We start from the raw sequence: 21,047 nt of genomic DNA, 5'->3' as shown, positions 1-21,047 counted from the left end.
CGTCATTCCCCCTGGATGTTGCCGCGCCGGATCACCTCGCCCCACTTCTCGTTCTCGCTGCGCAGAAAGGCCCCGAATTCCTCGCGCGAGTTCCCGCCCGGCACCGCGCCCTGGTCATGCAGCACGCGCGCGATCTCCGGATCCCGTAGCGCGCCCGCGACGGCGCGGTGGAGCGCCACCAGGATCGGCTCCGGCACGCGGGCGGGGGCGACGAAGCCGTGCCAGTTGCTCGCATCCACGCTCGGCAGCCCGAGCTCCGCCATGGTCGGCACGTCGGGAATCCAGGAGAGGCGCTGCGCGGCGCCGACGGCCAGCGGCCGCAGCGTGCCGGCGCGGATATTGGGCAGCAGCACCGGCAGGTCGGCGAAGCCGAGCTGCACCTCGCCCTGGAGGATGGCCGTCGCGAGCAGGCCGCCGCTGCGATAGGAGATGTGCGTGAGGTCGATGCCGGCGGCCGCGCGAAGCTGCTCGGCGGCGAGGTGCGGCATGCTGCCGGGGCCGGTGCTGCCGAAGTTCAGGCGCCCCGGCTCCGCCTTGGCGGCCGCGATGAGCTCGGCCAGCGTGCGATAGGGCAGCGCCGCGGGCACGACGATCGGCTCGGGCACGGAGACGCCGAGGGTGATCGGCGAAAGGTCGCGCAGGGGATCGTAGGGCGTGCCGCGGCCGAGGCGCGGCGCGATGGCGAGGCCGCCCGCGCTGCCCAGGCCGAAGACATAGCCGTCCGGCGCGGCGCGCGCGACGACGTCCACGCCGGTGATGCCGCCGCCGCCGGCCCGGTTGTCCACCACGACCGGCTGGCCGAGCGTGGCGGTGAGGCGCGGCGACAGCACCCGCGCCACGATGTCGCTCGGGCCGCCGGCGGCGAAGGGCACGACCAGGCGGATGGGGCGTGTCGGCCAGGCCTCCTGCGCGGAGACCGCCGTCGCAAGGAGGGGGGCCGTCAGGCCGAGCAGGATCACAAGGGTGGCGCGCAGCTTCATGAATGTTCCTCCGCCGGCTTCAACGAGCCGATCGCTGGTGCGAGTATCGGACAGCGGCCGCGAGGCCGGAAGGGGGAACGCCCCGAGGGGAAAGCCATGAAGATCACGAAGGTCGAGAGCCACATCCACCGCAGCAGCTTCACCTACGGCGCGGGCGGGAACGGCGTCGGCGGCAACCTGCACCTGCGCGGCATGGACACGCTGCTGGTGCGCGTGGAGACCGAGGATGGCCGCCACGGCTGGGGCGAGGCCTTCGGCTTCAACCTCGTGGACACGACGCAGGACGCGCTGGACCGGCTGCTGGCCCCGGCCTGCATCGGGCAGGATGCGGAGGAGATTCCGGCGCTCGGGAAGATGCTGTCCAGGCGCTTCCACAACTTCGGCCGCAACGGGCCGGTGACCTTCGGCATCTCCGGCATCGACATCGCGCTGTGGGACCTGAAGGCGCAGCGCGCGGGACAGCCGCTGCATGCCCTACTCGGACCCGCCGCGCGCAAGCGCGTGCCGGCCTACGCCAGCCTGCTGCGCTACGGCGTCGCCGAGGATGTCGCGCGCAACGTGAAGGAAGCGGTGCGGCGCGGCTATCGCCACATCAAGCTGCACGAGGTGGACCTCGCCTGCATCCGCGCGGCGCGCGATGCCGCGCCGGCGGAGATCCCGCTGATGCTCGACATCAACTGCGTCTGGGACACGGTGGACCAGGCCGTCGCCTTCTGCCGCGCGGTGGAGGGCATGAACGTCCGCTGGGTCGAGGAGCCCACCTGGCCGCCCGAGGATTTCTCCGCTACCGCCGCCGTCCGCGAGGCCGCGAATTGCGGCATCTCGGCCGGCGAGAACGCCGGTGGCCCGCAGGACTTCCGGCATCTCTTCGACGCGCATGCGCTGGATGTCGCGCAGCCCTCCGTGACCAAGGTCGGCGGCATCAGCGCGATGATGGTGGTCGCTGCCATGGCGGAGGAGTCCGGCGTGGAACTCGTGCCGCACTGTCCCTATTTCGGGCCAGGGCTGCTGGCCTCGCTGCACTTTCTCGCGGCGTGCGAGGAGGAGCAGCCGATCGAGATCTACTTCGCCGACCTCGCCGCGCCGCCCTATGGCGACGCGCTGGAGGTGAAGGACGGCTTCATCACCGTGCCGGAGGGGCCGGGGCTGGGCCTTCAGCCAATGCCGGGCAGCCGGTAGAAGCTCGTCGCGGACTTCCAGAAGAGGTCCGCCTTCTCCTCCGCGCTGGCGCCGGACGCGATGCGCTTGAAGGCGTTCCAGCCGGCGGCGTAGCCATAGCCGCCCTTGTCCACGGGAAAATTGCTCTCGAACATGCAGCGGTCCGTGCCGAAGAGCTCGATGCAGCGCTCCATATAAGGCTTCCAGTGCCGCGCGAGGGTCTCGGAGGAGGGCGCCACCGGCTTCTCCTCCAGGCCGAAGCCCGGCAGCCGCATGCCAAGGCCGCCGACCTTCACCATCACGTTCGGGCAGGTCGCGAGCTCCTTCATCGCCTTCGACCACTCCTCAAAGACTTCCGCGCGCCGCCCCTCGAAGCGGCCGATGCCGAGCACGCCGCCACAATGGTCGAGCACGATCTGCGTGTCAGGAAAGGCCCGTGCCAGCGAGACGAGCCGCGGGATCTGCGGAAAATACAGCCAGGCGTCGTAGGAGAGGCCGAGCGGCGCGAGATGCGCGAAGCCCGCGCGGAATTCCGCGCTGTCCAGCATGTCCTCGGCGGGCTGGTAGGCGGGATTCATCAGGTGCGGATCGGGATCCCAGGTGGCGATGTGGCGGATGCCGCGGAAGCGGTCGCCGCCAGCGCGGATATGCGCTTCCAGCACCGCCTTCACCGCATCGCCCAGTCGCAGGTCGGCGAAGCCCACGATGCCCGCGCAGACGCGGATGTCGCCATAGATGCCGCTCGCGCACATCGCGGCGACGCCATTGGCGAACTCCGTCTCGCCGACCGGCTTCATCGCCTCCGGCCCGGCGGCGCGGTGCATGGCGCGGGCCTGCACCAGCACCGTCGCGCGCACGTCGTGGCCGGTGCGGATGTCGGCGAGGATGTCGTCCAGCAGGTAGCGCCAGCCCTCGCGATCCCAGAGGTGGTGATGCGGATCCACGATGAGCTGGCCGGGGTCGAGGATCTCCTCCCGGTTCGTGGCCAGCCAGTCCTCGCGGACGGGGATGTAGTGCTGATGCGTGGCGGTGCTCATGGACGCTCCAGGTGTTTTCTGAGTCGAAGGTTAGGCCCGTTGCCGGCCGCGGCGAAGCGGCCTATCGCTGAATGCGGACGGAAGCGTAAGGAATTCGCATGCGTGTCACGCGGCGACGAACGGCTGTGCTCGCGACGCTGCTCCCCATCGGCCTCGCGACCCCCGCGATCGCGCAGGGCCATTGGCCCGCGCGCCCCGTGCGCTTCCTGGTCCCCTTCCCGCCCGGCGGCAGCAACGATGCCCTCGCGCGGCCGCTCGCCGATGCGCTGGGCCGCATGCTGGGGCAGCCCTTCGTCATCGAGAACCGCGGCGGCGCCGGCAGCACCATCGGCACGGCGGAGCTCGTGCGCGCGCCGGCGGACGGCAGCACGGTGATGCTCACCTCCTCGACCTTCGCGACCTCGGCGGCGACGCAGCGCACGCCCTACGACGCCATCGGCGACATCGAGACGGTGGCGTTGGTCGCGACCTCGCCGCTCTGCATCCTGGCCTCGCCGGGCTTTACGCCGAACACGGCGGCGGAAGCGGTCGCCTATATCCGCGCGCATCCGGGCGAGGTGCATTACGGCTCCTCCGGACCAGGCAGCATCGGGCATCTGTCGGGCGCGCTCTTCGCGCTGCGCGCGGGGCGGCTCGACATGGTGCATGTGCCCTATCGCGGCACGGGCGCCGTGCTGAACGACATGGTGGCGGGCACCATCGCGCTCACCTTCACGACGGTGACGGCGGCCGCCGGGCTCATCGCCTCGGGCCGCATCAAGCTGATCGGCTGGACGATGGAGCAGGTGCCGGCAAGCGGCCCGCCGGCGCCGACCCCCGCGCAATCCGGCCTGCCGGACTACGAGGCCAGCATCTGGTGGGGCGTGCTGGCACGCCGCGGCCTCCCCGCGCCCATCGCCGCGCGGCTGCATGCCGCCGTGCAGGCGGCGCTCGGCGAGGGCCGTCTTGCCGCCAACATGGCGCAGGAGGGCGCGGAGCCTTCGCGCCTCTCGCAGGCCGACAGCGAAATATTCATCCAGGCCGACCTCGCGCGCTGGCGCGAGCTGGCCGTCAGCGAAAACATCCGGGTGGAGTGAGACCATGGGACCGAGATTCTCGGGAAAGATCGTGCTGATCACGGGCGCGGGCTCGGTGGGGCCCGGCTGGGGCAACGGCCGCGCCGCCGCCGTGGGCTTCGCGCGCGAGGGCGCCATCGTCATCGGCGCCGATCGCGAGCTGGGCCCGATGAACGAGACGGCCGAGCGCATCGGCGATTTCGGCGGCCAGTTCATCCCCGTCACCTGCAACGTCACCGACGGCGCGGCCGTGGCCGCGATGGTCGCCGAGGCGAAGGAACGCTTCGGCCGCATCGACATCCTCGTCAACAACGTCGGTGGCTCCGCGGCCGGCGGGCCGGTCGAGATGAGCGAGGAGGTGTGGGACGTGCAGATCGACACCAACCTCAAGAGCGTCTTCCTCACCTGCAAGCACGTGATCCCGATCATGGAGGCGCAGGGCGGCGGCGCGATCGTGAACATGGCCTCCACCTCCGGCATCCGCTTCACGGGCTCGGCGCAGGTGGCCTATGCGGCGTCCAAGGCGGCGGTGATCCAGTTCTCCAAGGTGGTTGCGGTGCAGTATGCGGCGCGCGGCATCCGCGTGAACACCGTGGTGCCGGGGCAGATGCACACGCCGATGGTGGAGGTGCGCCTCGCCGGCCAGCGCACCGGCGGCGACGTGGAGGCGCTGATCAAACAACGCGTCGCGCGCATTCCGATGGGCTGGGCGGGCGATGGGCGCGACACGGCGAATGCGGTGATGTTCCTCGCTTCCGACGAGGCGCGCTTCATCACGGGAACGGAGCTGGTGGTGGATGGCGGCATGTCCGTCCGCTGCGGGTGATGCGCCCCATGGCCGATACGTGACAGACACGACATAAACTTCCATTCCATGCGATAGAGCCGCGATCGCGGCTGGTCATGTTCCGCTCGCCCGCCGGGAAGGCCCCGGTAAGGAAAGCGAAGGGAATGCCCATGATCCGCAAGACTCTGATGGCCGCCGTGCTGCTCGCCGGAACCGCCGCCCTCGCCGCGCCGGCCCAGGCCGTGCTCAGCGGCAACGGCCCGGTGCTGCAGGGCATCAACCTGAACGGCATGCGCATGAATGGCCTGGAGCTCAACGGCCCCGTGCTCAATGGGCCCGTCCTGCAAGGCGTCGTCCTCAACGGCTCCGTTACCGAGGCGGCCCGGCCCGCGGCGATCGGCATCGTGCTGCCCTCCGGCGAGCATATCACCGACCGCTGAGGCGCCCGTCCGATGCTCCGCCTCCTGTTGCTGGCGCTACTGGCGTCGGGTCCCGCGCTCGGCCAGGTCCGGCTGCTCGGGCTGGCGGCCGAGGGCGGGGACTTCCGCGCGGAGCTCTCGGACGGCCGCGTCCTCCGCGGCGCCGACCTGGTCGGCGCCGTCCTGCAATTCGGCAGCGCCGAGATCCGCCTCGAGGCCGCCCGCCGCGACGAGGGCGTGCCCGGCGCGCGGCCTGACGCGCCCGTGGACGACGTCTGGCTCTTCCGCATGTCCGTCCGCGCGCCGGGCGGCGAATGGGGCGAGTTCTGCGGCGCCGACCCGCAGGGCGAGCATCTCGGCATGGTCTATCCCGGGGAGGATGGCACGCTGCGGCTGACCTGCTCGGGCGGCGCCATCGGCAAGTGCATCCGCTTCGGCTACCGGCCCTGGGCGCGAAGCGCCGGGGGCGTGCCGCTGGCCCCCTACCACGCCGCCTGCGTGAACCTGATCCGCGCCGCCTATGGCGGCCCGGACCGGGCCTGGACGCGCAACGGCATGCGCGTCGACGTCTACGACCATATCGGCATCCAGCATCCCGCCAACGAGCCGGACGCCGCCTTCGAGGCGGGATGGACGCCGGAGGGAGCGGTCTGCGTCGCGCATGTTCGCGTGCCCGAGAACGGCTCGCTCGCCGATGTCGCGGCCGCCGCCCCGTCGCTCGCCGGGCGCACGGGCGAGGGCTGCACGGAGGAGCGCGCGGTGACGCTCGGCGCGCTCGTCCTCAACCGCTCCGCGCCGCGGTGACGGAACAGTCCATATAAGGAATGAACGGGCGGGGCCTGTTCAACGAGACCGATCCATCCCAATCTGCGATAGCTTCGCAGCCGAGGGATTCCCGCATGACCCACCGACGCCTGGACGGCCGCGTCGCCATCGTCACCGGCGCCGGCTCGGTCGGTCCCGGCTGGGGCAACGGCCGCGCCACCGCGGTGCTCTTCGCGCGCGAGGGCGCGACCGTCATCGTCGCCGACCGCGACCTGGCCGCCGCCGAGGACACCGCTGTTCTCATCCGCGAGGAGGGCGGCGCCTGCCTTGTCGCCGAGCTCGACGTGCTGGACCTCGCCGCCACCGAGGCGCTGGCCGCGCGCTGCGAACAGAGCTACGGCGGCATCGACATCCTGCATTGCAATGTCGGCCAGGGCCTGCGCGGCGGGCCGCTGGAGATGAGCGTGGAGCAGTTCCGCGCGCAGCTCGACATCAACGTCACATCGGTGTTCATCGGCTGCAAGGCGGTGCTGCCGGCCATGCTCCGCCGCGGCAAGGGCGTGATCACCACCGTGGGCTCCATCGGCGGGCTGCGGCATCTCGGGCACGACCCTGTCGGCTACTCCGCCGGCAAGGCCGCGCTGGTGCAGTTCACGCGCCAGATCGCTGCGCAATACGGGCGCCAGGGCATCCGCGCCAACACCATCATCCCCGGCATGATCGACACGCCGCTGCTGCAGGAGCGCGTGGTGAAGTCCGGCCATCGCGGCGACCTCGCGGCGCTGCAGGAGGAGGCGCGCCAGCGCGTGCCGCTCGGCCATCGCGGCACCGCCTGGGACGTCGCCCACGCCGCGCTCTACCTCGCGTCCGACGACGCCGGCTACGTCACGGGAACCGAGCTGCTGGTCGATGGCGGCTTCATGACCCGCACCGTCTGATCGAAAGAATCCCCATGTCCAAGCCCCGCCTTCTGCTCATCCACGCCTTCAGCCTCGCCGAGGGCGCCGCCTATCACGTGCGGCCCTTCTCCGGCGAGAAGGAGAAGGTGCTGATGAACTACGACAAGCTTTCGCACCTGCTCGACACCGTGGAATGGGACCTGCATCCCGGCGCCCCCTCCACCCACGGCAACTGGCCCGTCGAGACGCGCGAGGAGTTCATGAGCGTCGGCTTCAACCGGCTGAAGATCGTCCGCGAGGCCTGCGAGAGCGGCAAGTACGATGCCATCGTCCTCCTCGGCGGCGGCGATCCCGGCTTCGACGAGGCGCGCGAGATCGGCGTGAAGCACGGCGTGGCCATTACCGCCTGCGCCCATGCGCAGATGGTCGCCGCCCTCTCGCTTGGGTCGAAGTTCTCCATCATCGACATCTCCGAGGCGCACAACATGCAGATGGCGGTGCTCGTCACGCGCTACGGCATGGCGAGCCGCTGCGCCTCCATCCGCAACATCGACTACCCCCTGCCCCGCCCGCCCTACACCCATCCCCACACCGTCTCCGGCGAGAAGGACAAGTGGGAGAAGGGCGAGACATCCGGCATGCTCGAGGAAGCCGTCGCCCACGCCGTCGAGGCCATCCAGGAGGACGGCGCGGAAGTCCTCATTATCGGCTGCTCCGGTGCCTACTGGCTCTGCGAGCCGCTGCGCGACCGGCTGGGGGAGATGGGGTGGAAGATCCCCGTGCTGGAAGGCTACCGCTGCGCGATCCAGGCGGCGCGGAACATGGCGGAACTGAAGGTCACGGCCAGTGCGCTTGCATTCCCGAGCGACAATCCGATCAAAATCCGCCGTAGAAAGCTCGTCGCAGCAGATTGAGAGGGCTTCGCCCCCTCAAACTCCCCCAGCAGGAAACTCAGTTTCCTGCACCTTCGATCACAGGGAACCACCATGAAGATCACGCGCCGCGCCATCCTGGGCACCACACTCGCCACGCCCGCCCTCGCGCAAAGCGACTGGCCCTCGCGCGTCATCCGCATCATCGTGCCGCGCGCCCCCGGCGGCGGCTCCGACATCACCGCACGCCTGCTCGCGCCCGGCGTCAGCGCGAAGCTCGGCCAGACCATCGTCGTCGAGAACCGGCCGGACGCCACCGCCATCGTCGGCGCCGAGCTCGTCGCGCAGTCGCGGCCCGACGGCTACACCATCTACGTCGCGGACAACTCCTTCTACTTCAACCCCTCCATCCAGCCGCGGCTGCCCTACGACACCATCCGCGACTTCTCCTGCGTCACCATGCTCGCCGACGCGCCCGTTGTGCTCCAGACCAAGGCCGACTACGCCGCGAAGACCCTGCCCGAGCTCATCGCCAAGGCGAAGGCCGAGCCCGGCCGCCTTGCCTACGCCTCCGGCGGCATCGGCGCCTCCACCCACTTCGCCGGCGTCCTCTTCGCGCTCCAGGCCGGCATCGACATCGTGCACGTGCCCTACCGCTCCTCCGGCCCGGCCATGACGGCGCTGCTCGGCGGCGAGGTGCAGATGAACTTCGGCGGCTTCGCCTCGGCCACGCAGCTCATCAACGCCGGCACGGTGCGCGGCCTCGCCAAGACGACCGAGGGCGGCATGGACTCCGTCCCGACCTTCGCCGCGGCCGGCCTCGATGGCGTGGACGTCGCGAGCGTCTGGGGCCTGCACATGGCCGCCGGCACGCCGCTCGCCATCCGCCGCCGCCTGCGCGACGCCTTCGCCGAGGTGATGGCCGAGCCCGCCATGGCGCGGCGCCTGGTGGAGATGGGCTACCGCACCATCGCCAGCACGCCCGAGGAACACGAGCGCCAGACCGCCGAGATCGTCAACAAGTGGATCGACATCAGCAAGCGGATCGACCTGAACAAGTAGATCAGTTGGCGGTCCCGAAGATCGGGTGGATCACGCGGTCACCCACGCGCAGGTTCAGCCGCTCCGCCGTGCCGCCCTGGATCTCGATGGTGGCCCGGACCGGGCCGCGGCTGTCGATCGTGGCGAGGCTCTGCGGCACCGCGCGCTCGTGGATGCGGTGGATGCGGCCGTCGGCCGCGACGAAGAGCATGTCGAGCGGGATGAGCGTGTTGCGCATCCACATGCTGCTCTCGCGCGGCGCGCCCCAGTCGAAGAGCATGGCATCGTCGGGCGCCATGCTGGTGCGGAACATCATCCCGACCATCTGCTCGTTCGGCCCGAGCGCCATCTCCGTGTGGAAGACGTGGCGCGTCCCGTCGCGGGTGACGACGACGAGGTCCTCGGTGCGCAGCTTCGGCTGCGGCTGGTTCACGCCGGGCTGCGCTTGAACCGCAGCCGGAGCCAGGAGGGTGCCGAGGAGGAGGAGGCGTCGCTTCATGGCGGCGATCATGCCACAGCTCCCAGGGCTTCGGGCAGGGTGCCCCGGATGAGATCGGCGACAGCTTTTCCGACCGGCCCCTCGCGCGGGGCGTCGGCCATGGTGGTGAACCAGTGCTCGGGCGGATTGCGGCCGGCGGCACGGTTGAAGGTGAGCCGGCGCAGCACCTCCTCGGCCTCCTGCGGCAGGCGGTCCGGGATATCAAGGCCGTTCATGACCGCCCAGTTCCGCGCCCAGCAGCGCGCGACCGTCCAGGGGTTGTAGCCCCCTCCCCCCAGCAGCAGGAATCGCGGCGCCGCCCGGCAGACGGCGCCGACGAAGCCCGCATGGGCGTTGTTGGAGAGGGAAAGCTTCGCCAGCGGATCCTCCTCCAGCGCGTCGGCGCCGCATTGCAGCATGATCGCCTCGGGGCGGAGGCGGTCGATCAGCGGGAGCACCACGCCCTCCAGCAGCGCCCGCATCTCCGTGTCGTTGAAGCCCTGCGGCACGGGCAGGTTCAGCGCGTGATCAGCCACATGCGCCCGGCCGGAGAAGGGCCAACGCCCAGCCTCGTGGATGGAGAGGGTGGTGACGCGAGGCTCGTCGGCGAAGGCGATCTCCACCCCGTCGCCGTGATGCGCGTCGATGTCGAGGTAGAGGATTCGCGTCAGCCCGGCATCGAGCCAGGTCAGCAGGCCCAGCACCGCGTCGTTCACGTAGCAGAAGCCGCTGGCTCGCGCCCGCTGGCCGTGATGCGTGCCGCCGCCGGGGACATGGATGATCCCCCCGTCATCGGTCGTGATCCGCGCCGCGAGCATCACCCCACCGGCGCTGGTGGCGGGTCGCCGGAACACCTCGCGATAGACCGGGTTGCCGTCGGCGCCGATGCGGTAGAGCTCGCGGTCCTCGGGCGCCACGGTTTGCGTGGCCTCGGCGCGGTGCAGGGCGGCGATATAGGCGGGGTCGTGGAAGCGGCAGAGCTCGTCCGGGCTTGCCATCGGGCTGTCGAGGTAGCGCGCGGGGTCGATCCAGCCCATGGCTCGGATCAGGTCCAGCGTGGTGGAGACGCGGGGGATGGCGAGCGGGTGCTTGGGCCCATAGGTGGAGCCCCGGTAGATCTCGGAACCGATCAGCAGGGGCTCGGGCAAGCGGCCTCCATGAACTAATTCACAGGCAGCAACCAAAGCGGCGCTGCGCACTTCTTCGCGATATGGAAATAAGCCACGTCTTCGCAAGAATAGCCCAGCGCTCCTCCTACGAATCGGGGCGCCCCTGGGCCTTCATGCTCGCCCTCGCCGTGGTCATCCTGTGGGCTGTGACCGGCCCACTCTTCGACTACAGCGACACCTGGCAGCTGGTGATCAACACCGGCACCACGGTGATCACCTTCCTGATGGTCTTCCTCATCCAGAACGCCCAGAACCGCGACACCCAGGCGATCCAGCTCAAGCTGGACGAGCTGATCCGCGCGACCGAGGGTGCCCACAACCGCCTGATGGCGCTGGAGAACCAGAGCGAGGAGACCCTCGCCGAGGTGAAGGCCGAGCTGGCCGACGCCTGCGACGAGGAGCCGCGCCGGCCGGAGCCGTCTCAGGCCCGCTGATCAGGCCCTTTGGGGCATCGCCGTCGGAATGATCGTCCGCACGAGGCTCGCATCCAGCTCCTCGTACTTGTGGTAGCCGATGGTCTCGTAGAGCTCGGCGCGGGTCTGCATGCGATCCACGGCGTTCTGGGCGCCGCCGTCCCTGGCGATCTGGCCGTAGAGCTGCTCCCAGGCCTTGGCCGCGACGCGCAGGTGCGAGACGGGCCAGATCACCATCGAGTAGCCGAAGGACTGGAACTCCTCCGCCGTCAGGAAGGGCGTGCGGCCGAACTCCGTCATGTTGGCGAGCAGCTTCACGCCGGGCATGCGCGCGGCGAATTCCTTGAACATCTCGGGCGTGTTCAGCGCCTCCGGGAAGATCGCGTCGGCGCCGGCCTCCATATAGGCCTTGCCGCGCGCCACGGCGCCCTCCATGCCCTCGCTGGCCGCCGCGTCGGTGCGGGCGATGATGTAGAGATGGCGCCGCGCCTTGCGGGCAGCCGCGACCTTGGCGCACATCTCGTCCACGCTCGCCAGCTTCTTGTCGTTGAGGTGGCCACACTTCTTGGGCAGCAGCTGGTCCTCCAGCTGCACCGCGGCGCCGCCCGCATCCTCGAAGGAGCGGACCATGTGCATGACGTTCAGCGCCTCGCCATAGCCCGTGTCACCGTCCACCAGCAGCGGCAGGTTGGTCGAGCGGGAGACCTGGCGGACGAAGAAGCAGACATCCTCGATGGTGATCATGCCGAGATCCGGCAGGCCCATCGTGGCGGACATGGCCGCGCCCGAGAGGTAGAGCGCCTCGAAGCCGTGCTTCTTGGCGACGAGGCCGGCGAGGCCAAGATGGGCGCCGGGCATCCGCAGAATCTCGGGGCGCTCGAGCAGGGCGCGGAAGCGCTCGCCGGCGGGGATGGTGGGGAGGTCGGCGCCGATCACGTAGGGCATGGGAAACTCCGGGGCATCAGGTGCGGGGACTGCGCGCCACGACCGCCCGGGCGTGGCCTATCGACCTCCATGTTTACGGCGTGGCGGCGGGATGGGAAAGGCCACGCGACCGGCCTGGTCGTCCGTCACCTGACGCTTGCGGTCAGGCTTCGGCTCAAGATGCGCGCCCGGCCGTTCGAGATGTGGAACTCGTAGGTGCCCGCTTGGTCCGCATCCAGGATGACGGCGGTCCGCGTCTGCAATTCCCGTTGTCCGCCGCCGGGCCACTCGATCCCGTCCCGGTCGTAGACGCGACCGTCTTCCCAGATCGAATGATGCGCCTCCGCGACAGCGTCGTTGACGTCGGTCACGTGCCGGCTATTGAGGAAAAAGACGACGTTCAGGCCGTTGCGTCCGGCTCTCAAGACGCATCGGAAGTGCATCGTCCCGCGCCCGGGCGTCGCGACGCAGTCGACACTGGTGCCGTCAGTCCTCTGAAAGACCTGCGCGGAGGGTCCTACGACGATCTGCGTCTCTTCCGCCTTCGCCGGCGTGGCCAGGAACAGGACCAGAATATTGGCCCAGACGGCCCAACGGAGACCGGCATGGCCGGGGGCACGGCGACGGGATGCTGCGGTCATATTGCTCGCTTTCTCGGCCGGGCGCGGCAACACTAGTTGTGTCCTTCTCGCAGGACAAGTCTTCACCGGGTTCAGCGGAAGAAGAGAAAGGTGCAGAGGACGAAGAGCGGGATCAGAATCATCATGGCCCAGGCGCAGTATCCGAAGAAGGAGGGCATGCGGAATCCGCTCTCCTCGACGATCGCCTTGACCATGAAGTTGGGCGCGTTGCCGATATAGGAGTTGGCGCCCATGAAGACCGAGCCGGCGGAAATGGCGGCCAGGGTAGCGGCCTCGGGGCCCATCAGATGCACGGCGTCGCCGCCGGCGAGGTTGAAGAAGACGAGGTAGGTCGGCGCGTTGTCGAGGAAGCTCGACAGCACGCCGGACATCCAGAAGAAGACCCAGGGGATCGTCTCGCCGGCGCCGTCGGTGGTGAGCGCCACCAGCGGCGCCGCGGAGCCGTCCGGCCCGGCCTTCAGGATCGCCAGCACCGGTGCCATGCAGACGAAGATGGCCGCGAAGAGCTTTGCGACCTCCGCCATGGCGCCCCAGGCGAAGCCGTTTTCCTCGCGCAGCGCGGCTGGTGTCATGCGGAGGGACACCACGGTGACCAGGACGAAGAGCGCGATTCCGGTAAGCCGCTCGATGCCGATGTGCTGGCCCAGCAGCACGATCTCGCCCGGCCGCCAGATGCCCTGCATGAGCACGCCGAAGACGACCACCGATATCAGGAAGATGTTGGAGCCACCCTCGATGCGCAGCTGCTCGCGGGGTGCGGTGTCGGGCTCGCGCGGCGCCTCGCGGGCGTAGAGGAGGCTGTCGAGCGTGTAGTAGAGGCCGAGCAGCACCGCCACGCAGAAGAGGAAGGGCGGGAAGAGGTGGACCGTCGGCCAGAAGAAGGACACGCCCTGGAGGAAGCCGAGATAGAGCGGCGGATCGCCGATCGGCGTCAGGCTGCCGCCGATATTGGCCACCAGGAAGATGAAGAAGACGAAGGTGTGCGTCTTGCGGCTGCGCTGCGCATTGGCGCGCAGCACGGGGCGGATCAGCAGCATGGAGGCGCCGGTCGTGCCCATCACGCTCGCCAGCAGCGTGCCGATGGCCAGCAGCACGGTGTTGGTCAGCGGCGTGCCGGTGAGCGTGCCGCGCAGCAGCACCCCGCCGCCCGTGGTGTAGAGGGCGGTGAGCAGCGCCAGGAAGGGCAGGTACTCCTGCAGCGCCACATGCGCGACCTCGTCCCCGGCCGCGCCGATCCCATGGGTCAGCGCGAAGGGCAACAGGAAGGCCAGGCCCCAGAAGGCGGCCACCTTGCCGTAATGGTGATGCCAGAGGGGCGGCGCCAGGATCGGCATCAGCGCGATGGAGAGCAGGATTCCGGCGAAGGGCAGGCCCCAGGCCAGGCCGAGCCCCGATCCGTCGAGGCCCTCGGCCGCCGCCGCGGGCCAGGCGAGGCAGGCCAGGAGCGAAACCAGGGCACCGCGCGAAAGGATCGTCCCCACCATCCCATGGCTTTTCCGGAATTCCGCCGCCCCGTCAACCGAGCGCCGGGGGGTTTGCAGGCGCGGGGTCCGACGCCTAATAACGGAGCATCTGGCGGAGTATCCTCATGGAAATGTCTGGCGAGCGGCTCATCGCCGCGCCGCGCGAGCAGGTCTGGCACGCGCTCAACGATCCCGAGGCCCTGAAGGCCGCGATTCCCGGCTGCGAGGCGCTCGACAAGGTCTCCGACACCGATCTGACGGCGCGCGTGGCCATCAAGATCGGCCCGATGGCGGCCAAGTTCTCGGCCAAGGTGAAGCTCGAGAACCTGAACCCGCCCGAGAGCTACACCATTTCCGGCGAGGGCAATGGCGGCGCCATGGGCTTCGCCAAGGGCGGCGCGGACGTGGCGCTCACAGCCACGAGCCCCACCGAGACGCTGCTGAAATACGAGGTGAAGGCCCAGGTCGGCGGCAAGATGGCGCAGCTCGGCGCGCGGCTGATCGACAGCACCGCCAAGCAGATGGCCGATCAGTTCTTCGACCGCTTCGCCGCGGCCCTGGCGCCCGCCCCCGCGGCGGCCGCCGCCGAGCCCGGCGCGCCCGCGGCCCGTGCCCCGGCCCCTGCGCCGGCCCCGGCCGCCATCTCGGTCTTCTCCCTCATCCCCACGGAGTATGCGGGCATGCCCATCATCGCCTGGCTCGGCTTCGGCGCCATGGCTGTGGTGCTGTATCTGCTGTTCCTGTCCTCGTGAGCGGCCTGCCGGCTGCCGCGGCGAAAGCCGCGCCAGCGGACGTCGCGGCCACCGCCGCGATGCTGGCCGCGGGCGGCTACGTGGCGGACACGGCGCTCGCGACCACGGTCCACCTGGCGCTGCGCATGGGCCGGCCGCTCTTCCTCGAGGGCGAGCCGGGCACCGGCAAGACCGAGATCGCCAAGGTGCTGGCGGCGCAGCTGCCGCGGCACCTCGTGCGGCTGCAATGCTATGACGGGATGGACCTCTCGGCCGCGGCCTATGAGTGGAACCACGCGCGGCAGCTGATGGCGATCCGGCTGGCCGAGGCCTCGGGCGCGGTGGCCGACATCGAAAGCTCCATCTACGACCGGCGCTACCTGGAGGCGCGGCCGCTGCTCCAGGCGCTGGAGGGCGAGCCGGCGGTGCTGCTCATCGACGAGCTGGACCGGGCCGATGAACCTTTCGAGGCGTTTCTTCTCGAGGTCCTGGCGGATTTCCAGATCACCGTGCCGGAGCTGGGCACGCTGAAGGCGGCCACGCCGCCGGTGGTGATCATCACCTCCAACCGTACGCGCGAGGTGCATGACGCCATCCGCCGGCGCTGCCTCTACCATTGGGTGGACTACCCCGACGCTAGCAGGGAGAAGGCCATCCTGGCCTTGCGGGCCCCGCATGTCGGCGCGCAGCTCTCCGCGCAGGTCGTGGCCTTCGTGCAGCGGCTGCGCACGGGCGACTACTTCAAGCTGCCGGGGGTCGCCGAGACCATCGACTGGGCCAATGCCCTGGCCGCGCTCGACGCGCGCGAGCTGGAGACGGGCGCGGTGGATGCCACGCTCGGCGTGCTGCTGAAGTACCAGGACGACATCGCCAAGCTGAAGGGCGAGGAGGCGGCGCGCCTGGTCGCGGAAGCCCGCGATGTCGCCCAGCGCGCGGAACCGCGCGACGCGGCGTGATCCCGCCGAAGGAGGCCCTCAGCGAGGCCGCGCAGCGCACCTTCGGCAGCCCGCTCCTGCCGCGCGACCGCCCCTCTGCCGAGGCCTTCGCCCCCAACCTGCTCGCCTTCATCCGTCTGCTGCGTCGCGTCGGGCTCCAGGTCGGGCCGGGTGACGCGCTGGCCGCGGCCGAGGCGCTGACCCTCACCGGCATCGAGACCCGCGCCACCGTCCGCGCCGCGCTCGCCGCCACGCTGCTGCGCAAGCGCGAGCAGGCGGAGCTCTTCGACGCCGCCTTCGCGCTCTTCTGGCGCGATCCCGAGAAGGGCGCGACCGAAGCCGCCTTCGCCATGCTGGAGGAGCAGAAGACTCCCCCGAAGCCCAAGGCCGGCGACCGTCGCATGGCCGAGGCCATGGCCGGCGACCGGCCCCGCCCGCCGGCCCCGCCGTCGGAGCAGCAGCCTCCCCAGCTCGACGCGGCCATGACCGTCTCCGAGCGCGAGCGCCTCCAGCAGATGGATTTCGAGGCGATGGGGGCCGTGGAGATCGCCCAGGCCAAGCAGGAGATCCGCCGCCTCGTCCTGCCGCTCGACGAGAGGCCGACGCGGCGCTTCCGCACCGACCCGCTGGGGCCGCGGGTGGACCTCAAGGCGACCATCCGTGCCGGCTCACGAAGCGGGGGGGAACTGGTGAAGATCCTGCGCCGGCGGCGGGTGGTGCGGCCGCCGCCGCTGGTGGCCATCTGCGACATCTCCGGCAGCATGGCGCGCTACGCGCAGGTGCTGCTGCACTTCCTCCACGCCGTCACCAACGACCGCGAGCGCGTGCACAGCTTCCTTTTCGGCACGCGGCTCTCCAACATCACGCGCCAGCTCAAGCACCGCGACCCCGAGATCGCCTTCGAGATGGTGGCGCATATGGTGCCGGACTGGTCGGGCGGCACGCGCATCGGCGAGGCGCTGGAGCGCTTCAACCAGGACTGGGCGCGGCGGGTGCTGGGCCAGGGCGCGGTGGTGCTGCTCATCACCGACGGGCTGGACCGCGAGGGCGGGCGCGGCCTCGCCGAGGCGACCGATCGCCTGAAACGCTCCTGCCGGAGACTGATCTGGCTGAACCCCCTGTTGCGCTATGCGGGGTTCCAACCCAAATCCCAGGGCATCCGCGCGATGCTGCCGCATGTGCACGAGTTCCGCCCCGTGCATAATCTGGCCAGCCTGCGACAATTGATCGACGCGCTGGGGGAAAGGACACGCCGATGAGCGAGGACATTCTGGGCACCGCCGCCGCCTGGGCCGCCGAGGGCGAGCAGGTCGCGCTGGCGACCGTGGTCGAGACCTGGGGCAGCAGCCCCCGCCCCGCCGGCTCCATGCTGGCCGTCACCGCCTCGGGGCGGATGGCCGGCTCGGTGTCGGGCGGCTGCATCGAGGGCGCGGTGGCCGACGTCGCGAAGCAGACCATGCAGGACGGCAAGCCGCAGCTGCTGGACTTCGGCATCAGCGACGAGCGCGCCTGGGAGGTCGGGCTGGCCTGCGGCGGCAAGCTGAAGGTCTTCGTGGAGAAGCTCGGTTGACGCCCGAGCATCTGGCGCGGCTGCGCAAGGCACAGGCGGCGCTGACGCCGATCGCGCTGCTGACCAAGCTGAGCGACGGCACGCAGTTTCTGTTCCCGGAAGACGCCGTGCCCGGCGCTCTGGCCGAGGCTGCGGAAAAGGTGCTGTTCGACGACAAGGCCGCCAACGTCACGCTGGACGGCGAGGCCTGGTTCATCCAGCCGCACAACCCGCCGCTGCGCATGATCGTGGTCGGCGCCGTGCATGTGGCGCAGACGCTAGCGCCCATGGCGGCCGAGTGCGGCTTCGCCGTCACCGTGGTGGATCCGCGGCGCGCCTTCGCCTCAGAGGAGCGCTTCAGCAACGTCACGCTCAACCACGAATGGCCTGACGAGGCGATGGAAGCCCTGGCGCCGGACACGCGCACGGCCGTCATCACCCTCACCCACGACCCGAAGCTGGACGACCCCGCGCTCGACGTCGCGCTGAAGAGCAAGGCCTTCTACATCGGCGCACTGGGCAGCCGGCGCACGCATGCGAAGCGCGCGGACCGGCTCAAGGCGCTCGGCCATGACGATGCCGATATCGCGCGCATCGCGGCCCCCATCGGCCTCGACATCGGCGCCATCACCGCGCCGGAGATCGCGCTCTCCATCCTGGGCCAGGTCGTCGCCCGCCGGCGCGGCAAGTGAATTTCGGGCCGACGCCGCTGGACGAGGCGGAGGGCGCGATCCTCGCGCATTCCATCCGCCTCAGGGAGCGCGCGTTGAAGAAGGGCACGGTGCTCGACCATGCCGCCATCGCCGCGCTGCGCGCCGAAGGCCACGCCCAGGTCATCGCCGCCCGGCTCGACCGCGACGACGTGCCCGAGGACGAGGCCGCCCGCCGCGTGGGCGAGGCGATGGAGACGCCGTTCGTCGCGCGCACGCGTGCCTCGACGGGCCGCGTGAACCTGATCGCGGAATCGTCAGGGCTGCTGGTGCTCGACGCGCCGACGATCGACCGGCTGAACGCGCTGGACGAGAGCCTCACCATCGCGACGCTGCCGAACTACAGCATGGTCCAGCCGAAGGAGATGCTGGCCACCATCAAGGTCATCCCCTTCGCCGTGCCCGGCACCGCGCTATCAGTGGCCGAGGCGCTGCTGAAGAAGCAGCGCGTGCTCTCCGTGCATCCCTTCCGCCCGCTCAAGGTCGGCCTCGTGCTGACGGAGCTCCAGGGCATGAAGGAGAGCGTGATGACGAGCGCGATCGAGATCACCGCCGCGCGCGTCGAGGCGCTGATGGGCGCGCTGCTCCCGGTCGAGCGCGCGCGCCACGAGGCCGCCGCGACCGCCGAGGCGCTGAAGCGCCTGCTGCGCCAGGGCGCGGAGATGCTGCTGATCATGGGCGCCTCGGCCACCATCGACCGGCGCGACGTGGGCCCCGCCGCCATCGTGCGCGCGGGCGGACGGATCGAGCATTTCGGGATGCCGGTGGATCCGGGCAACCTCATCTGCCTGGGCGCGGTCGGCGACGTTCCCGCCCTGGTGCTGCCGGGCTGCGCGCGCAGCCCCAAGGTGAACGGCTTCGACTGGGTGCTGCAGCGGCTCTTCGCCGGCGTGCCCGTGACCTCGCGCGACGTGATGGCGATGGGCGTGGGGGGCCTCCTCAAGGAGATCGAGACGCGCCCCCTGCCCCGCGCCAAGGCCCCCGCCACGCCGCCGCCCGTCCGCGTGCCGCGCCGGCCGCGGCAGGTCGCGGGCCTCGTCATGGCGGCCGGACGCTCCAGCCGGATGGCGCCGCTCAACAAGCTGCTGGTCACCGACGGCGAGGGCGTCGCCATGGTCGCGCGCGTCGCGGAAAAGGTGCTGGCGAGCGGCGTGAAGCCCGTGCTCGTCGTGACCGGCCACGACCGCGAGCGCGTGCAGGAAGCCCTGGCCGGCAAGCCTGTGATCTTCGTCCACGCCGAGGACTACGCCGAAGGCCTCTCCGCCAGTCTCAAGGCTGGGCTATCAGCGCTGCCGCCGGATGCCGAGGGCGTGCTGGTGGCGCTCGGCGACATGCCGCTGGTGGAGCCCGCTGTCATCGCGCGCCTCCTCGCCGGCTTCGACCCGGAGGAGGGCCGCGCCATCGTGCAGCCCACCTTCCGGGGCAAGCACGGCAATCCCATGGTCTGGGGCCGCGAGTTTTTCGCCGAGATGATGCAGCTCACCGGCGACATGGGTGCGCGGCAGCTTGTCGCGAAGCATGCGGACCGGCTGGTCGAGGTCGAGGTGCCCGACGACGGCGTGCTGCGCGACTTCGACACGGCCGAGGCGCTGAAATCCGCGCCGGGCTTCGGCTCCAAGGTGCCGGCGTGAGCGATTCGCGGGTCCCGCGCGACTGGACGATGCTCGAAAGCCCCGAGAACGCGCAGCACGACCGCTGCGTCGACATCTTCCAGCGCCCGGACGGCACCTACGGCTTCGAGGAGTTCCGCCGGGATGTCGAGGATCGCGGGCGCTGGACTCCCGTGAGCTACTTCCTGGGCCTCGTCTTCCCCACGCGGGAGGCGGCCCGGGAGGCCGCGCTCCAGGCCGTGCCGTGGCTCGCCGAGGTCAGCGCGTCTCGATCGTGACGTGGGCGAGCTCGTGCACGGGCACGAGCCTCCGGCGGATCGTCTCGGCATCGGCGTCGCCCGTCACGCTGACGATCGCCGCATGCGCGCCCGGCCCCACGCGCCAGATATGCAGGTCGGTGATGCTGATATCGCCGGGCGCCTCGACCTGCTCGCGCACCTCGGCCTCCAGATGCGGATCCGTGATGTCCAGCAGCACGCCCGCGGTGTCGCGGATCAGGCCGCGGGCCCAGAGCGCGATCACCACGGCGCCGACGATCCCCATCGCCGGATCGAGCCAGAGCCAGTCCAGGTAGCGCCCCGCCAGCAGCGCCACGATCGCCAGCACCGAGGTCAGTGCATCCGCCATCACATGCGCGAAGGCGGCACGGCGGTTGTTGTCGTGGTCGTGAGGATGATCGTGGTCGTGATGGTGGTGCCCATGACCTTCCGAGAGCAGCAGCGCGCTCGCGAGGTTCACGGCGAGGCCGATCACCGCCACCACCGTCGCCTCCAGGAAGGCCACCGGCCGCGGATCGAAGAGCCGGCCGAGCGATTCCACGCCGATGCCGAGCGCGATCACCGCCAGCACCAACGCCGAGGCGAAGCCCGCGAGGTCGCCCACCTTGCCGGTGCCGAAGGTGAAGCGCCGGTCCTCCGCGTGCCGCCGCGCGAAGGCGTAGGCGGCGGCGGCCACGGCCAGGGCGCCGGCATGCGTCGCCATGTGGAAGCCGTCGGCGAGCAGCGCCATCGAGTTGAAGACGTGGCCCGCGACGATCTCGGCGACCATCATCCCGGCGGTGAGGCCCACCACCCAGAGCGTGCGGCGGGCATTGGCGTCATGGCGCTCGCCCAGGAAGACGTGGCTGTGGCTCATTTCGCGTAGCGCCGAATGGCCGCGATCAGCTCCTCGGCGCCGGCCGCGCGCTCGGCCTGGGCGAGGCCGGGATGGGCCACGTGCTCGCGCACATGCTCCTCGATGAGCTGATCCATCAGCCCGTTGATGGCGCCGCGCGCGCCGGCGACCTGGTGCAGCACGGCGGAGCAGCCGGCGTCGCCGTCGATCGCGCGCTCGATCGCGGCGACCTGGCCGGCGATGCGCCGGATGCGGGCGAGGAGCTGGTCCTTCTGGGCAGAGAGATGGGACATGGGAT

The 21,047-nt window shown here is 70.5% G+C and carries 25 protein-coding genes; 16 read left to right on the top strand and 9 right to left on the bottom strand.

Translation table 11 applies throughout. The features are described from left to right. Positions 1 to 2: 2 nt before the first annotated feature. Positions 3 to 980: a Bug family tripartite tricarboxylate transporter substrate binding protein gene (locus AC1ROY_RS13960; protein WP_493149435.1), complete on the bottom strand. Its 978-nt coding sequence runs from the start codon at positions 978 to 980 to the stop codon at positions 3 to 5. 96 nt (positions 981 to 1,076) lie between these two features. Here AC1ROY_RS13960 and AC1ROY_RS13955 point away from each other — a divergent pair, with 96 nt between their 5' ends. Further along, positions 1,077 to 2,159 carry a mandelate racemase/muconate lactonizing enzyme family protein gene (locus tag AC1ROY_RS13955; protein ID WP_493149434.1) on the top strand — a complete coding sequence of 361 codons (1,083 nt, stop codon included), beginning with the start codon at positions 1,077 to 1,079 and terminating at the stop codon, positions 2,157 to 2,159. On the opposite strand, the gene AC1ROY_RS13950 is transcribed toward AC1ROY_RS13955, so the two are convergent. After that, complete coding sequence (locus AC1ROY_RS13950; protein WP_493149433.1) at positions 2,135 to 3,175, bottom strand: amidohydrolase family protein; 1,041 nt, start codon at positions 3,173 to 3,175, stop codon at positions 2,135 to 2,137. The two genes, AC1ROY_RS13955 and AC1ROY_RS13950, sit on opposite strands and share 25 nt — an antisense overlap. Positions 3,176 to 3,273: 98 nt before the next feature. Here AC1ROY_RS13950 and AC1ROY_RS13945 point away from each other — a divergent pair, with 98 nt between their 5' ends. The 7 genes from AC1ROY_RS13945 to AC1ROY_RS13915 all read left to right on the top strand — a co-directional run bounded on the left by AC1ROY_RS13945 (position 3,274) and on the right by AC1ROY_RS13915 (position 9,034). Further along, positions 3,274 to 4,251 (top strand): Bug family tripartite tricarboxylate transporter substrate binding protein, encoded by a 978-nt coding sequence (locus AC1ROY_RS13945; protein ID WP_493149432.1) that lies wholly within the window; start codon positions 3,274 to 3,276, stop codon positions 4,249 to 4,251. 4 nt (positions 4,252 to 4,255) lie between these two features. Then, complete coding sequence (locus AC1ROY_RS13940) at positions 4,256 to 5,056, top strand: SDR family NAD(P)-dependent oxidoreductase (protein WP_493149431.1); 801 nt, start codon at positions 4,256 to 4,258, stop codon at positions 5,054 to 5,056. Between the two features lie 131 nt (positions 5,057 to 5,187). Then, entirely contained in the window at positions 5,188 to 5,457 is a 270-nt protein-coding gene (locus AC1ROY_RS13935; RefSeq protein WP_493149430.1) for a hypothetical protein, read from the top strand. Between the two features lie 12 nt (positions 5,458 to 5,469). Continuing rightward, positions 5,470 to 6,240 carry an ADYC domain-containing protein gene (locus AC1ROY_RS13930; protein ID WP_493149429.1) on the top strand — a complete coding sequence of 257 codons (771 nt, stop codon included), beginning with the start codon at positions 5,470 to 5,472 and terminating at the stop codon, positions 6,238 to 6,240. A gap of 95 nt (positions 6,241 to 6,335) precedes the next feature. Continuing rightward, a complete protein-coding gene (locus AC1ROY_RS13925) occupies positions 6,336 to 7,139 on the top strand; it encodes an SDR family NAD(P)-dependent oxidoreductase (protein WP_493149428.1) in 804 nt (267 codons plus the stop codon). A gap of 14 nt (positions 7,140 to 7,153) precedes the next feature. After that, on the top strand, positions 7,154 to 8,014 hold the full coding sequence (locus AC1ROY_RS13920; protein WP_493149427.1) for an aspartate/glutamate racemase family protein: 861 nt from the start codon (positions 7,154 to 7,156) through the stop codon (positions 8,012 to 8,014). A 72-nt stretch (positions 8,015 to 8,086) separates the two neighbouring features. Further along, positions 8,087 to 9,034: a Bug family tripartite tricarboxylate transporter substrate binding protein gene (locus tag AC1ROY_RS13915; RefSeq protein WP_493149426.1), complete on the top strand. Its 948-nt coding sequence runs from the start codon at positions 8,087 to 8,089 to the stop codon at positions 9,032 to 9,034. A gap of 1 nt (position 9,035) precedes the next feature. Here AC1ROY_RS13915 and AC1ROY_RS13910 read toward each other — a convergent pair whose 3' ends face one another. Together AC1ROY_RS13910 and AC1ROY_RS13905 are read right to left on the bottom strand one after the other, a co-directional pair. Next, positions 9,036 to 9,512 (bottom strand): DUF192 domain-containing protein, encoded by a 477-nt coding sequence (locus AC1ROY_RS13910; protein ID WP_493149425.1) that lies wholly within the window; start codon positions 9,510 to 9,512, stop codon positions 9,036 to 9,038. A gap of 8 nt (positions 9,513 to 9,520) precedes the next feature. After that, positions 9,521 to 10,639 carry an acetoin utilization protein AcuC gene (locus AC1ROY_RS13905; protein WP_493149424.1) on the bottom strand — a complete coding sequence of 373 codons (1,119 nt, stop codon included), beginning with the start codon at positions 10,637 to 10,639 and terminating at the stop codon, positions 9,521 to 9,523. 62 nt (positions 10,640 to 10,701) lie between these two features. Here AC1ROY_RS13905 and AC1ROY_RS13900 point away from each other — a divergent pair, with 62 nt between their 5' ends. After that, entirely contained in the window at positions 10,702 to 11,094 is a 393-nt protein-coding gene (locus tag AC1ROY_RS13900) for a low affinity iron permease family protein (protein ID WP_493149423.1), read from the top strand. On the opposite strand, the gene prpB is transcribed toward AC1ROY_RS13900, so the two are convergent. From prpB to AC1ROY_RS13885, 3 genes are all read right to left on the bottom strand, one after another. Next, complete coding sequence (gene prpB, locus AC1ROY_RS13895; RefSeq protein WP_493149422.1) at positions 11,095 to 12,018, bottom strand: methylisocitrate lyase; 924 nt, start codon at positions 12,016 to 12,018, stop codon at positions 11,095 to 11,097. Between the two features lie 125 nt (positions 12,019 to 12,143). Continuing rightward, entirely contained in the window at positions 12,144 to 12,638 is a 495-nt protein-coding gene (locus tag AC1ROY_RS13890; RefSeq protein ID WP_493149421.1) for a hypothetical protein, read from the bottom strand. 71 nt (positions 12,639 to 12,709) lie between these two features. Further along, positions 12,710 to 14,122 (bottom strand): sodium:proton antiporter, encoded by a 1,413-nt coding sequence (locus AC1ROY_RS13885; protein WP_493149420.1) that lies wholly within the window; start codon positions 14,120 to 14,122, stop codon positions 12,710 to 12,712. A 104-nt stretch (positions 14,123 to 14,226) separates the two neighbouring features. Here AC1ROY_RS13885 and AC1ROY_RS13880 point away from each other — a divergent pair, with 104 nt between their 5' ends. The 7 genes from AC1ROY_RS13880 to AC1ROY_RS13850 are packed head-to-tail and all read left to right on the top strand — an operon-like array spanning position 14,227 to position 19,914. Then, positions 14,227 to 14,853, top strand: a complete 627-nt coding sequence (locus AC1ROY_RS13880) for an SRPBCC family protein (protein WP_493149419.1) — start codon at positions 14,227 to 14,229, stop codon at positions 14,851 to 14,853. After that, on the top strand, positions 14,850 to 15,788 hold the full coding sequence (locus AC1ROY_RS13875; protein ID WP_493149418.1) for an AAA family ATPase: 939 nt from the start codon (positions 14,850 to 14,852) through the stop codon (positions 15,786 to 15,788). Before AC1ROY_RS13880 ends, AC1ROY_RS13875 begins: the two co-directional genes overlap by 4 nt. Beyond that, on the top strand, positions 15,785 to 17,026 hold the full coding sequence (locus tag AC1ROY_RS13870; protein WP_493149417.1) for a vWA domain-containing protein: 1,242 nt from the start codon (positions 15,785 to 15,787) through the stop codon (positions 17,024 to 17,026). The genes AC1ROY_RS13875 and AC1ROY_RS13870 overlap by 4 nt, the downstream gene beginning before the upstream one ends. Next, positions 17,023 to 17,337 carry an XdhC family protein gene (locus AC1ROY_RS13865; RefSeq protein WP_493149416.1) on the top strand — a complete coding sequence of 105 codons (315 nt, stop codon included), beginning with the start codon at positions 17,023 to 17,025 and terminating at the stop codon, positions 17,335 to 17,337. The genes AC1ROY_RS13870 and AC1ROY_RS13865 overlap by 4 nt, the downstream gene beginning before the upstream one ends. After that, positions 17,334 to 18,008, top strand: coding sequence for an XdhC family protein (locus AC1ROY_RS13860; RefSeq protein ID WP_493149415.1), 675 nt, complete (start codon positions 17,334 to 17,336; stop codon positions 18,006 to 18,008). Before AC1ROY_RS13865 ends, AC1ROY_RS13860 begins: the two co-directional genes overlap by 4 nt. After that, a complete protein-coding gene (locus AC1ROY_RS13855) occupies positions 18,005 to 19,657 on the top strand; it encodes an NTP transferase domain-containing protein (RefSeq protein ID WP_493149414.1) in 1,653 nt (550 codons plus the stop codon). Before AC1ROY_RS13860 ends, AC1ROY_RS13855 begins: the two co-directional genes overlap by 4 nt. After that, on the top strand, positions 19,654 to 19,914 hold the full coding sequence (locus AC1ROY_RS13850; RefSeq protein ID WP_493149413.1) for a hypothetical protein: 261 nt from the start codon (positions 19,654 to 19,656) through the stop codon (positions 19,912 to 19,914). The genes AC1ROY_RS13855 and AC1ROY_RS13850 overlap by 4 nt, the downstream gene beginning before the upstream one ends. Here AC1ROY_RS13850 and dmeF read toward each other — a convergent pair. Both dmeF and AC1ROY_RS13840 read right to left on the bottom strand, forming a co-directional pair. Further along, on the bottom strand, positions 19,895 to 20,770 hold the full coding sequence (gene dmeF, locus AC1ROY_RS13845) for a CDF family Co(II)/Ni(II) efflux transporter DmeF (protein WP_493149412.1): 876 nt from the start codon (positions 20,768 to 20,770) through the stop codon (positions 19,895 to 19,897). The two genes, AC1ROY_RS13850 and dmeF, sit on opposite strands and share 20 nt — an antisense overlap. Continuing rightward, positions 20,767 to 21,042: a metal/formaldehyde-sensitive transcriptional repressor gene (locus AC1ROY_RS13840; RefSeq protein ID WP_493149411.1), complete on the bottom strand. Its 276-nt coding sequence runs from the start codon at positions 21,040 to 21,042 to the stop codon at positions 20,767 to 20,769. The genes dmeF and AC1ROY_RS13840 overlap by 4 nt, the downstream gene beginning before the upstream one ends. Positions 21,043 to 21,047 lie beyond the last annotated feature (5 nt).

The organism is Roseococcus sp. GW821-FHT12F05, from assembly GCF_058806835.1.
This window is presented reverse-complemented; position numbering and strand designations above follow the sequence as displayed.